The following is a 12,677-nucleotide window of genomic DNA, read 5'->3' as shown; positions in this document are numbered from 1 at the left end:
AGCGTGAGAAACGTTCAACTGACTCCCGTTCCCAGCCCCTACAAGCCACGTTTCCACGTGCGGATCGTGACGGCGGCTTCGCTCTTCGACGGACACGACGCGGCCATCAACGTGATGCGCCGCCTCATGCAGTCCTCGGGCGCGGAAATCATCCACCTGGGTCACAACCGCTCGGTGGCGGAGATCGTCGACTGCGCCATCCAGGAGGATGCCCAGGGCATCGCCATCACCTCCTACCAGGGCGGGCACGTCGAGTTCTTCAAGTACATGATCGATCTGCTGCGCGAGCGCGGCGCGAACATCAAGGTGTTCGGCGGCGGAGGCGGCACCATCCTCCCGGCGGAGATCGAGGAACTCCACCGCTACGGCGTGGCGCGCATCTACTCGCCGGACGACGGCCGCGCCATGGGCCTGCAGGGGATGATCGACGATCTCGTCTCCCAGTGTGACTTCGAGAAGCGCTCCGCGGACTTCAAGCCCCTGCTCGAGTCGCCGCCCTCGCGCGATCCCTCGAAACTCGCCTCGCTCATCACCATCGCGGAGAACTTCCCCACCGTGGGCGAGGAGCTTCGGGGAGCGCTCTCCCGCCTCGTCGACAAGGGTCCCAAGGTCCCCGTGCTCGGCATCACCGGCACCGGCGGCGCGGGCAAGTCGAGCCTCGTCGACGAGCTCGTCCGGCGCTTCCTCGCGGACTTCCCGGACAAGACGCTCGCGGTGCTCTCCGTGGATCCGTCCAAGCGCAAGTCCGGCGGCGCGCTGCTCGGCGATCGCATCCGCATGAACTCCATCGACCATCCGCGCGTGTACATGCGCTCGATGGCCACGCGCCAGAGCAACCTCGCCCTGTCCAAGCACGTCGGCGACTCGATTGAAATCTGCAAGGCCGCCGGGTTCGATCTCATCGTGGTGGAGACCTCGGGCATCGGCCAGTCCGACACGGAGATCACCGAGCACTCGGACGTGTCGCTCTACGTGATGACGGCCGAGTACGGCGCCGCGACGCAGCTCGAGAAGATCGACATGCTCGACTTCGCCGATGTCATCGCCATCAACAAGTTCGACAAGCGCGGCTCGCTCGACGCGCTGCGCGACGTGCGCAAGCAGTGGAAGCGCAACCACAACGCCTTCTCCACGCCCGACGAGAGCCTGCCCGTCTACGGCACCATCGCCTCGCAGTTCAACGACCCGGGCATGAACCAGCTCTACCGGGCCGTCATCGACACCATCTCCAAACGCACCGGGGCGCCGCTCCAGTCGGGCTTCCAGCTCACCCCGGGCATGAGCGAGAAGAAGTGGATCATCCCGCCCGAGCGCACCCGCTACCTCGCGGAGATCGTCGAGACGTGCGAGTCGTATGACCGGTTCGTCCGCTCGCAGGCGGCGATCGCCCGGCGGATGTACCAGTTGCACGGCACCATCGAGGCGCTGCGCACCAACGTGGGCAAGAAGCGCCTGGAGATCGTCGAGCCCAAGGACGCCTCGGACGTGGTGCAGGTCACCGAGCGCGTGGAAGGGGAGCCGGCCTACCTGGGCGAGCTGGTGGAGCTGTACCGCGACCTGGAGTCGCGTCTGCACACGGACTGCCGACGGCTGCTCGGCGAGTGGCCCGCGACGAAGCGCCGCTACGCGGCGTCCAAGTACCAGTTCCAGGTGCGCGACAAGGTCATCGAGCTGGATCTCTACACCGAGTCGCTCTCGCACCTGCGCATCCCGAAGATCGCGCTGCCGCGCTACGAGGACTGGGGCGACATCCTCACGTGGCTCTTGCGCGAGAACGCCCCGGGTGCCTTCCCGTTCACCGCGGGCGTCTTCCCCCTCAAGCGAGAGAACGAGGACCCCGCGCGCATGTTCGCCGGCGAGGGCGGTCCCGAGCGCACCAACAAGCGCTTCCACTACGTCTCGCGTGGACTGCCCGCCAAGCGCCTGTCCACGGCGTTCGACTCCGTCACCCTCTACGGCGAGGACCCGGACTTCCGGCCGGACATCTACGGCAAGGTGGGCAACTCGGGCGTGTCGATCGCCAACGTGGACGACGCCAAGAAGCTCTACTCGGGCTTCGATCTGGCGGACCCGTCCACGTCCGTGTCCATGACCATCAACGGCCCCGCGCCCATGCTGCTCGGGTTCTTCCTCAACGCCGCGGTGGATCAGCAGTGCGAGAAGTGGATCCGCGCCCAGGGACTGGTGGGGGAGATCGACAAGAAGATCGACGCGCTCTACCAGGAGCGTGGGCTGCCCCGGCCCCGCTACCAGGGCGAGCTGCCGCAGGGCAACGATGGGCTCGGGCTGCTGCTGCTCGGCGTGTCCGGTGACGAGGTGCTGCCGCGCGACGTGTACGAACGCATCCGCGCCTCCACGCTCCAGTCCGTGCGTGGCACCGTGCAGGCCGACATCCTCAAGGAGGACCAGGCCCAGAACACCTGCATCTTCTCGACGGAGTTCGCCCTGCGGCTCATGGGCGACATCCAGCAGTACTTCATCGACAAGAAGGTGCGGAACTTCTACTCGGTGTCCATCTCCGGCTACCACATCGCCGAGGCCGGGGCGAACCCCATCTCCCAGCTCGCCTTCACGCTGGCCAACGGCTTCACCTTCGTCGAGTACTACCTGTCGCGCGGGATGCACATCGACGACTTCGCGCCCAACCTGTCGTTCTTCTTCTCCAACGGCATGGATCCCGAGTACTCGGTGCTCGGGCGCGTGGCCCGTCGCATCTGGGCCAAGGCGATGCGCGACAAGTACGGCGGCAATGACCGCTCGCAGAAGCTCAAGTACCACATCCAGACGTCCGGCCGGAGCCTCCACGCCCAGGAGATCGCCTTCAACGACATCCGCACCACGTTGCAGGCCCTGCTCGCGCTCAATGACAACTGCAATTCCTTGCACACCAACGCCTATGACGAGGCCATCACCACGCCCACCGAGGAGAGTGTGCGGCGCGCGCTCGCCATCCAGCTCGTCATCAACAAGGAATTCGGTCTGTCCAAGAACGAGAACCCCAACCAGGGCTCCTTCATCATCGAGGAGCTGACGGACCTGGTGGAGGCCGCCGTGCTCACCGAGTTCCGCTCCATCTCCGAGCGGGGCGGGGTGCTCGGGGCGATGGAGCGCATGTACCAGCGCTCCAAAATCCAGGAGGAGTCGCTCTACTACGAGACCCTCAAGCACGACGGCACACTGCCCATCATCGGCGTGAACACCTTCCTGGATCCCAAGGGCTCGCCCACCGTGACGCCGCCCGAGGTCATCCGCGCCAACCGCGAGGAGAAGGACTACGCCATCGCCTCGCGCGATGCCTTCCGCAAGCGCAACGAGCAGTCCGCTCCCCAGGCGCTCGAGGCCGTGCGGCGCGCCGCGCTCGACAATGGCAACATCTTCACCGCGCTGATGGACGCCTGTAAGGTCTGCACGCTCGGGCAGATCTCCCGCACGCTGTACGAGGTGGGCGGGCAGTACCGGCGCAACATGTAGCGCCCGCGAGGGGGACGAGGCGCGCGGAGTCCCCCCCGCGGGTCCGTCCTCACCGCAGCGCGGGGTAGTCGGTGGAGTGACCTTCCCAAGAACCCTGCTCCGGGGGTTGTCGTACCCATTGGGTACTCTTCCGGACTGGCTACCCATAGAGGGGTGGTTGGGAGGAGTCCCCATGAAGGTGTGCTGCACGGCTGTGCTGCTGATTCTCCTCGTCGGATGTGGCACCGCCTCTCGGGTCGTGCGCCTGGACACGGGCCAGACTGCCCCCCTCGTCTTCACCCCTCGTTCCGGCGCCAGGCCAGTAGCACTGGGCAACGGTGAGTTCGAGGATGCCGTATCGGAGCTGGCTCGGGATGCGCGGCCTCCCACTCGGCCCCAGGAAGCTGCCCGGCGGCTGTTCGAGGTGGAGGCGCGGAGCGGTTCGTACACGTACGAGACACCCACCCGCCGCATCACTCCGCTCAAGCCAGGCGAGTACCTGGAGGGGCAGTCAACGATGGCGGAGGTGGAGTTGACGCGCGACTACCTGCGCTGGTGCGAGCGCACTGGCAGGCCCGGGGATTGTCTGCGCCTGCTGACGGAAAGCCCCACCGTCAACGGGGATGGTCGTTTCGCGCTGGCCATGGCCCTTTCCAAGGGCGCAGTACTGGACGAGATGCTGGAGGCGTTCAAGGACATGGCCGACCCACACGCCATGGTGGCGGCGGTGCTCTGGACCTGGACCACCTACATGGTTCTCGTCTCCATTCCAGACGTGACGGTCTCGAAAGGCATCGCGGCCGTGATGACCGCCACGATCATTTCCTACGTGGGCGTCGATACCTTCTGGGGCCTCGTCGTCGGCTTCAAACGGCTGATGGACGAGGCGGAGCGGGCCACAACGTTCAGCCAACTGCGCGCGGCGGGCGAGCGGTACGGCAAGCTCATGGGTCGGAACGCGGCGCGAGCGTTCGCCATGCTGGCCATGGCGGCCATCGGCAACACGGCGCCGGGGCTGGCCACGAAGGTGCCGGAACTACCCGGCTCGATGCAGGCGGCGGTGCAGGCGGAGACACAGGTGGGCATCCGTCTCGCGGCGGTGGGGGAAGTGGAGATGGTCGCCGTAAGCGCCGAGTCTGTCACCATCGCCCTTGCTCCGGGTGCTGTCGCCATGGCATCTCGGGGGGGCCAAGGAGATGGTGATGGCGCCGCTGGATGGACCCGACATGGCAAGCAGAGAGCCAATGAAGCTCGCGCGGGTGATACACATCGACAAGTAGGAGATGCGAATCGGGTCATCAGGGAGGGACGCAAGTTCGTTGATTCTGAGACGGGACATACGGTGCACGTTTCTGGCGATCGAGTCGTCATCACAAACAAGAATGGCAAGATCGTCACGCACTTCGAAAATTCAAGATCAAACACACAGTCGCGAATCCAGAGCGGCAAATGGGTGCCAAAAAATGAATAGCAATTCATTGTACAAGCTGATCAACGTCTTTCGACGCCTCAGCAAGGACGAAGCCGTGATCTATCGATGCTTCGAGTTGATTCCGGAACAAGGCTTTGTCGTCCAGAGCGCTGATCGGATCAATCTACCGGTAGACATGGAAGACATGCGATTCCATGAGCGGCAGCTCTGGGAACTTTTTTGCGAGGAGGCTCCCGATCAACGAGGTGTGCCCTCGGCTTCTATCGAGGAAGCCATCGCCGCGTTCGATGCAAAGTTTGGCAATTAACATAGGCACATCGCGTACAGGGGCGCCCGCGAGGGGGACGAGGCGCGCGGAGTCCCCCCCGCGGGTCCGTCCTCACCGCAGCGCGGGGTAGTCGGTGTAGCCCTTCTCCTCGCCCGAGTAGAAGGTCGCCCGGTCGGGCTCGTTGAACGGACCGCCCCGCTTGTAGCGCTCGGGCAGATCCGGATTGGCGAGGAACGGCACGCCGTAGGCGACGAGATCCGTCTCGCCCCGCTCGAGCGCATCCTGGCCGGTGCGCGCGTCGTAGCCCCCGTTCACGATGAAGGCGCCCTTGAACTCCTCGCGCAGGAGGGGCGAGATGCGAGCCTTTCCCGGGGCGGACCCATTCGGGAGCGACTCCGTCACGTGCAGGTAGCCGATGCCGAGCTCGTTCAGCTTCCGGGTGAAGTAGGTGAACGTCTCGACGGGCGTGCTGTCCGACATCGAGAACATGGAGAAGGTCGGTGAAAGCTTGTAGCCGACCCGCCCAGCGCCCCAGACGTCCACCACCGCCTTCGTGACCTCCAGCGGCAGCCGCGCGCGCTTCTCGATGCTGCCTCCATAGGCGTCGGTGCGCTGGTTGGCGCCATCGCGCAGGAACTGATCGAGCAGATAGCCATTGGCGCCATGCAGCTCGACGCCGTCGAACCCCGCCGCCTTGGCGTTCTCGGCCCCGCACCGGAACTGCGCGACGATGTCCGGCAGCTCGTGCGTGTCGAGCGCCCGCGGCGTCACCAGCGGCGTCATTCCCCGCGAGGTGAACACCGTCCCGTCCGCCGGGATCGCCGATGGGGCGACGGGGAGGGCACCTCCCTGGAACTCGGGATGGGACATCCGCCCCACGTGCCAGAGCTGGGCGTAGATGATTCCCCCCGCCGCATGCACCGCGTCGGTCAGCGTCTTCCAGCCGCGCACCTGCTCGGGCGAGTGGATGCCCGGCGTGCGGATGTAGCCCACTCCCTGCCGGCTCACCTGGGTGGCCTCGGTGATGAGCAGTCCGGCCGAGGCGCGCTGGACGTAGTAGGTGGTCGCCAGGGGATTGGGAACATTGCCCTCGAGCGCGCGGCTGCGCGTCATGGGCGCCATCACCATCCGGTTCTTCAGCTCGACTTCCCCCAGACGGAACGGAGAGAAAAGACTCGGTTTTGTTTCCATGGCTGTCTCCTCGATGAGGTGCTTCGGCGCGACGGTCATGGACGGAAGATGTCGAGGCGGTTATGGACGTTCCATGTCAGTTGCTCCAAAAAAATTGTCCGAGCGTCCAGGCCCCGTGGGGAATCCCGCCGCCGATGTCCTGGCGGATGTGCTGGATTCGATGCGCCTGACGACGCTCATGCATGGCGGCTTCGACCTGGGGGCGCCCTGGGGCCTGCGGTTTCCTGGCATCGAGGCCGCGCACCTCATCGTCGTGGGGCAGGGCCATGCCCGGCTCGAGCTCGAGGGAGAGCGCACCCCCAGCAGCCTCGCCGCGGGCGACCTGGCCCTGCTGCCACTCGGGGGGAGCTATTCGCTGCGTGACGCCGAGGGGAGCCCGCTCCATGTCCTGGGTCAGGGCGAATGCGAGCGAAACCGCACGGTGGGGCCCATCCGGGTGGGCGGCGACGGCGATCGGACCCGCCTCGTCACGGGCTCGTTCCAGTTCGGCACCACCTCTCGCGCGCCCCTGTTCAAGAAACTCCCGCGCGTCCTCCATGTCGCCGCGGATGATCCGGAGGCCGCCTCCTCGCTGGCGTCCACCGTGCAACTGCTCCTCGCGGAGAGTGCCTCGCCTCGCCCGGGCGCGACGGTCATCATGGCCCGGCTGGCGGAGATCCTGCTGGTCCAGGCCCTGCGCACCCATGTCGAGAAGCCGGGCCTGTGCTCGCTCGTGGATCCTCCCATCGCCAAGGCGCTCTCGCTCATCCACGAGCGGCCCGCCGAGGACTGGACCGTCGAGCGCCTCGCGACGGCCGTGGCGCTCTCGCGCTCGGGTTTCGCCGCGCGCTTCAGCGAGATCGTGGGAGACCCGCCGTTGGAGTACCTCGCGCGGTGGCGGATGACGAAGGCCGCCCAGTCCCTGCGGGAAACCGCGCTGTCCCTGGGAGAAATCGCGCGACAGGTCGGCTACCAGAGCGAGGCGTCGTTCAACCGGGCCTTCAAGCGCTGGGAGGGGGTTGCCCCGGGCTCGTACCGCCGGGAGCGGCGTCCTCCGCTTGCCCGCTAGGAGAAAACGTCTCGACGGAAGAGAAAAAAGCACCTCCCCCAGGCAACCCGGACCGCCCGCTCACGAGAATCTCTCAGCGGATGGGAATTGGGGAGCCCTCCGGTCCTCGCGGCGAACCCTCCCCACGAGGGGTTGGACATGAGCAGCTACCGGATTCGCTCGGGTGACACGTTGAGCAGCATCGCCCGGCGCTACGGCACCACCGTGGACGCCCTGGCCAACGCCAACAACATCCGGGATCCGAACAGGATCTCCGCGGGGCGCCAGTTGGACATTCCCAGCCAGCGGGCGCCCTCCACGAGCCCCCGGGTTCCGCCACCGCCTTCGCGTCCGTCCGCCCAGGCCCCGCTCCCCGCGCCGCCCCCGCATCGGGCCGACACCTTCACGCCCGGAGCGCAGACGCCGCGGGCCACCACCGAGCGGACCTGGAGCGATCCGAACAATCCCGGGAAGACGTACCCGAGCCGTGATGGCGTGCCGCGCTTCAGCCAGGGGGACACGGACTGGGCGGGCTCCCGGCTGGGCGGGGCGGGTGAGGTGGGGGCGAGCAGCCGCGACAGCATCCAGCAACAGGGTTGTGCCATCACCGCCAGCGCCATGGCGGTCAGCGCCCTGAGCGGCCAGACGATCACCCCGGCGCAGATGGATGGCTACCTGGACCGCAATCGTGGCTACAGCGGCAACAGCGTGGACTTCACCCGCGTGGGCGGAGCCGCCAACACCCAGCCGCCCATCACCTCCACCCGTGTCCGGGGCAGCCTCACGCCCGAGGGCATCGACCAGCAGCTCGACGCCGGTCGTCCCGTGCTGGTGGGCGTGAACTACCGCACCACCAATACCGAGAAGCCGGACCACTGGCTGACCGTCACGGGGCGCAACTCGGACGGCAGCTACCGGGCCATCGATCCGAACGGGGGCGGGGAGCTCACCCTGCACCGGGACGGCAATCAACTGGTGGCGTCGACGGCCGAGGGTGCCCGCCACGACTACCGCTTCAGCGGTCAGGGCGTGACGTTCTCCGGTGGCAACCCGGTGCGCCCCAACGGCCAGGACGTGGTCGCGAATGCCAGCCCCGAGGAACTCGCGCCCACGGAGCTGGCTCCCACCGAGCTCGCCCCCACCACGGACGTCGCCGCCACCACCGGGGACAATGCCATCCTGGGCCAGCTCCAGACGCGCGGGGCCTCGCCTCGCACCGCCTCGCAGGATCGCGCGCCCGAGGGCATCGAGGGCTCCCAGCAGATGGCGGAGAATGATCGCGCGCGCCTGGAGCGCTTCCGGGACACCTTCCAGCAGGTGGGCAACGAGTACGGCCTGCCTCCCGCGCTGCTGGCCGCGATCGCCAGCCGCGAGTCCCGTGGCGGCAATGGCCTGAACCCGGATGGCACCGCGAAGTACGATCCCAACGGCTACGGGCTGATGCAGATCGACGCCCTGCACAACCCGGAGCTCATCCGGGGCGGGCCCTATAGCCGGGAGCACGTCGCCGCCGCCGCCGGGCTGCTGCGTGACAACCTGCGCGCCATGCAGAGCGCGCATCCGGAGTGGAGCCCCGCCGAGCAGCTTCGTGGCGCGGTGGCCGCGTACAACATGGGCCCGGGCAATGTGCGGACGGTGGCGAACATGGATGTCGGCTCCACCGGGGGCGACTACTCGTCCGACGTGTGGGCCCGCGCCCAGTACCTGGCCTCGCGGGGTTTCTAGGAGCGCCGCCTGGGTCCGGACGGGGCAGGGGAGGCGGACGGCGCATCCTCCGGGTTCAGCAGGAGCGCCCGCGCGGCCGCGAGCAGCTCGTCCGACAGCGGCTGAGAGGCCGTGGCCCGCGCCAGCGTCATGGCCCCGAAGCACACCACGATCGTCGCCAACGCCTTCTGGCGTGCCGTCCTGCCCGGCTCGTCCTCCAGATGCGCCTGGGCCTCGCGCGCCAGCGCGTCGAGCTCCTCGGCGAGCATCGCCTGCACCTCGGGGGAGGAGCGCGTGAGGTCCGACAGGACGGACGGCATGATGCAGGCCGTCGTCGGGTCATCCCGGAGCTGCCGGTTGAGGTAGCGGCGCACGAAGTGGCCCAGCCACTCCTGGCCTCGTAGCTCCTCGAGCCCCGCCCCCCACCGCGCCCGGCGCTGCTGGAGGAAGGCCCGCAGGCTCTCCACGACGAGCGCCTCCTTCGAGGCGAAGTGCGCGTAGAAGCCTCCCACCGTCAGGCCCGCGGCGCGCATGACGCGCTCCACGCTCGCCCCCTCGAAGCCATGCTTGCGGAAGAGCGACTCCGCGGCCGCGAGGATACGCGTGTGTGTCGACTGTTTGTGTTCGGGTCCGTACCTCATGGGTGAGGGCCTCCTATCCCTCCTGCTCACCTGACCGGGGCCACCGGAAGATCATGCAGGTGGTGACACCATGGGCATAGCGCCTGCCCGCGTCATCCCTCTGCCTTCCCTGGGCGGTCGCCATGCGGCCCCCCATGTGGATGATTTCCGCCTCGCAGGTCAACTTCCCCTGCTCCTGGCCGATGGCCCGCACGAACGTCGTGTGGAGATCCATCGTGGAGAAGCCGTCACCCGCGGGCAGCAGGGTCATGGGTGGTGCTCCCTCCCTGTGGGATGACGGTCATCATCGAATGAAATCATCGGTGGTTGCTTCGGAACGTGGCCAATGGGATTATGGTCACTATATCAATCCCCATTCAAGGCCGTCCGCCCGGGAAGGCACCGGGCGGGCTCGAGCAAGAGGAGAGCGATCCAGATGGAGAAGCGGCGCGTGGTGGTGACCGGGCTGGGGCTCATCAGCCCCTGCGGCACCGGCGTGGAGAAGAGCTGGGAGGCGCTCGTGCGAGGCCAGAGTGGCGTGGGGCCCATCACGCTCTTCGACGCGAGCGGGTTGGACTGCCGCATCGCCGGAGAGGTGAAGGACTTCCGTCCCGAGGACTTCATCGAGCGGCGGGAGGTGCGGCGGATGGACCGGTTCTGTCAGTTCGCGGTGAGCGCCGCGGACATGGCGATGAAGGACTCGGGACTGGTCATCACCCCCCAGAATGCCGAGCGGGTGGCGGTGCTCGTCGGCTCGGGGATTGGCGGCATCGGCAGCATGGAGGAGACGTTCCGGCGGGTGCTGGAGAAGGGGGCGGACCGCATCAGCCCCTTCTTCATCCTGCAGATGATCATCAACATGGCGCCGGGCTACATCTCACTGCGCCACGGCATCAAGGGCCCGAGCTGGTCCACCAACTCCGCGTGCGCCACCAGCGCCCACGCCCTGGGCGAGGCCCTGCGGGGCATCCAGCGCGGGGACTACGATGCCGCCGTGGTGGGTGGCGCCGAGGCGCCCATCACGCTCCTGGGCGTGGGCGGCTTCGCGGCGATGAAGGCGCTGTCCACGCGCAATGACGCCCCCGAGCGCGCCAGCCGGCCCTTCGACGTGGATCGCGATGGCTTCGTGGTGGCCGAGGGCGCGGGAATGCTGGTGCTGGAGACGTGGGAGCACGCCCGGGCGCGCGGCGCGAAGGTGTACGCGGAGCTGTCCGGCTATGGCGCCAGCTCGGACGCGTACCACGTGACGCACCCCGCGCCCGGCCACGAGGGCGCCCAGCGCAGCATGCGGCTGGCCCTGGCGGACGCGCGGCTCACGCCCTCGGACATCGGCTACATCAACGCCCATGGCACGTCCACGGACGTCGGCGACGCGCTGGAGATGGAGGGCATCGCCCAGGTGTTCGGCGAGGCGGCCCACCGGGTCGCCATCTCCTCCACCAAGTCCATGACGGGGCACATGAATGGCGCGGCCGGCGCGGCCGAGGCCGTCATCAGCGTGCTGGCGCTCCAGCGCGGGGTGCTGCCGCCCACCATCAACCTCGAGAAGCAGGATCCCCGAATCACGCTCGACTGCATCCCCCAGCGCGCGCGTGAGCGGCGGGTGGAGGCGGTGATGAGCAACTCGTTCGGCTTCGGGGGGACGAACGTGTCGCTCGTGTTCCAGCGGCCGGCATGAGGCGGGGGAGTGGCTCGCCCCCCCGGTCACTTCTCCAGGTGGTTGACGATCTGCTGGACGTCCTGGGCCCGTTGTTCCGCTCCGGGGATGGGCTCGCGCTTGACCTTCTGCCAGGCGGTCCGGGTATCGGGCTGCTCCTTCATGTCCTGCAGGCCCTCCGCGGCCGTCGCGGGGGTATGGCCCGAGTAGTCCGTGCGCTGCGGCATCCCGAGTTGCTGGCGGATCTTGTTCTCCGACGGAGCATTGGGACGGCCCGGGGTCGGTTGCATCCCCACCGTCTCGAACTCTTCCTTGAGCTGGGCGTGGAAGTTGATGTTGTCCTTGAGCCGTTGGCCGCCTCCGGCTTCCACCTTGTTGGCCGCGTCGAAGGCGGGGTGGTGCTGGAGATTGCTTTGCTGCACCGTTCCCACCTGCATGCCATTGGCCGCGCGATGGGCGTGAACCATCTCATGCCCCATGCTGTTGGCGCGATTCTGGGGGGAGCTGGCTTCATTGGCGTTGTATTTCACCGTGCTGGCCCGGCCCTCGCCCGCGTGACCACCGGCACGGTAGGCCGAGTTTGTTTCGAGGAGCGCCTTCTGCTGGTGCTTCTCAATCACCCTGGCGCGGCCCGCCTGGTCATTCGGGTCCAGCGCGGCCAGATCCTTGCCGATGGCCACCCGGTCGAACTCGCCCAGCCGGGGCCCGTGGGTCATCTTGTTGCCGGCATGGATGTCCACGGCCGTCGCCGGATTCTGCGCCGTCCCCAGGGAGCCATTGTTGAGCTTCGCGGTGCTGCCGTTGATGTCCGTCAGCATCTTGTTGCCGACGGACTGCGTCCCATTTGGATTGTTCTCCATCAGCGTGTGGATGGAGGCCCGGGAGTCGCGCGTGTGATCGGCGAACTCATGGGGCGCCAGGTTGTCCCGGCGGGTGCGGATGCCGGGCAGCTCCGGATGCACGACGCCGTGGTCGGTCTTCTTGAGGGAGGCCCGGCCCTGCTTGAGTTCGTCCTCGAGCGACGCGTTCACGCTCCGAGGGGGCTGACCGGGCGCGGCGGTCACGGCGGGCCGCGACGGGGGGAGAGGCGGAGCGGGGGGCGGGGCGGTGGTGCCCGACAGGTTGACGCCCCCCCTGGCCGAGGGCCTCATGGTCGTGGAGAGTGAATCGGTGGCCGGAGGCGGAGCGGTGGGGCCCGTGGCCTGGGTGCGCTGAGTGGACGTGGGGGCCGACGTGGGAGTCGTTGGCGAGGTCGGCGCGCTGCGCGCCGTCGAGGTCGTCGGAGAAGGGGACGGGCTGACGTTCGGCCGGTTGACTTTCATCATGAG

General features: G+C 67.7%; 10 protein-coding genes. 6 read left to right on the top strand and 4 right to left on the bottom strand.

Going from position 1 to position 12,677, the window contains the following annotated elements; genetic code table 11:
• The first annotated feature begins 3 nt into the window (after nucleotides 1-3).
• The 3 genes from CYFUS_RS25935 to CYFUS_RS25925 all read left to right on the top strand — a co-directional run bounded on the left by CYFUS_RS25935 (nucleotide 4) and on the right by CYFUS_RS25925 (nucleotide 5,189).
• A complete protein-coding gene (locus tag CYFUS_RS25935; protein WP_095987669.1) occupies nucleotides 4-3,471 on the top strand; it encodes a methylmalonyl-CoA mutase family protein in 3,468 nt (1,155 codons plus the stop codon).
• Nucleotides 3,472-3,643: 172 nt separating this feature from the next.
• A complete protein-coding gene (locus CYFUS_RS25930) occupies nucleotides 3,644-4,921 on the top strand; it encodes a hypothetical protein (protein ID WP_232536797.1) in 1,278 nt (425 codons plus the stop codon).
• A gap of 7 nt (nucleotides 4,922-4,928) precedes the next feature.
• A complete protein-coding gene (locus CYFUS_RS25925; protein ID WP_095987668.1) occupies nucleotides 4,929-5,189 on the top strand; it encodes a hypothetical protein in 261 nt (86 codons plus the stop codon).
• Nucleotides 5,190-5,261: 72 nt separating this feature from the next.
• Here the strand turns inward: CYFUS_RS25925 and CYFUS_RS25920 are convergent, their stop codons facing one another.
• Complete coding sequence (locus tag CYFUS_RS25920; RefSeq protein WP_095992230.1) at nucleotides 5,262-6,341, bottom strand: alkene reductase; 1,080 nt, start codon at nucleotides 6,339-6,341, stop codon at nucleotides 5,262-5,264.
• Nucleotides 6,342-6,456: 115 nt separating this feature from the next.
• Between CYFUS_RS25920 and CYFUS_RS25915 the strand changes: the two genes are divergently transcribed.
• Nucleotides 6,457-7,389 carry an AraC family transcriptional regulator gene (locus tag CYFUS_RS25915; RefSeq protein ID WP_232536796.1) on the top strand — a complete coding sequence of 311 codons (933 nt, stop codon included), beginning with the start codon at nucleotides 6,457-6,459 and terminating at the stop codon, nucleotides 7,387-7,389.
• Nucleotides 7,390-7,527: 138 nt separating this feature from the next.
• Nucleotides 7,528-9,093, top strand: a complete 1,566-nt coding sequence (locus CYFUS_RS25910; RefSeq protein WP_095987666.1) for a LysM peptidoglycan-binding domain-containing protein — start codon at nucleotides 7,528-7,530, stop codon at nucleotides 9,091-9,093.
• Here the strand turns inward: CYFUS_RS25910 and CYFUS_RS25905 are convergent.
• Both CYFUS_RS25905 and CYFUS_RS25900 read right to left on the bottom strand, forming a co-directional pair.
• On the bottom strand, nucleotides 9,090-9,713 hold the full coding sequence (locus CYFUS_RS25905; RefSeq protein WP_095987665.1) for a TetR/AcrR family transcriptional regulator: 624 nt from the start codon (nucleotides 9,711-9,713) through the stop codon (nucleotides 9,090-9,092). The genes CYFUS_RS25910 and CYFUS_RS25905 overlap by 4 nt on opposite strands.
• A gap of 13 nt (nucleotides 9,714-9,726) precedes the next feature.
• Nucleotides 9,727-9,963, bottom strand: a complete 237-nt coding sequence (locus CYFUS_RS25900) for a PaaI family thioesterase (RefSeq protein ID WP_095987664.1) — start codon at nucleotides 9,961-9,963, stop codon at nucleotides 9,727-9,729.
• Between the two features lie 165 nt (nucleotides 9,964-10,128).
• Here CYFUS_RS25900 and fabF point away from each other — a divergent pair, with 165 nt between their 5' ends.
• Nucleotides 10,129-11,370, top strand: a complete 1,242-nt coding sequence (fabF, locus tag CYFUS_RS25895; RefSeq protein ID WP_095987663.1) for a beta-ketoacyl-ACP synthase II — start codon at nucleotides 10,129-10,131, stop codon at nucleotides 11,368-11,370.
• A 26-nt stretch (nucleotides 11,371-11,396) separates the two neighbouring features.
• Here the strand turns inward: fabF and CYFUS_RS25890 are convergent, their stop codons facing one another.
• Nucleotides 11,397-12,674 (bottom strand): M91 family zinc metallopeptidase, encoded by a 1,278-nt coding sequence (locus CYFUS_RS25890; RefSeq protein WP_095987662.1) that lies wholly within the window; start codon nucleotides 12,672-12,674, stop codon nucleotides 11,397-11,399.
• Nucleotides 12,675-12,677 lie beyond the last annotated feature (3 nt).

The organism is Cystobacter fuscus (genome assembly GCF_002305875.1).
Classification (GTDB): Bacteria; Myxococcota; Myxococcia; order Myxococcales; family Myxococcaceae; genus Cystobacter; species Cystobacter fuscus_A.
The sequence above is the reverse complement of the archived record's forward strand: the minus strand, read 5'-3'. Positions and strand labels throughout refer to the sequence as shown.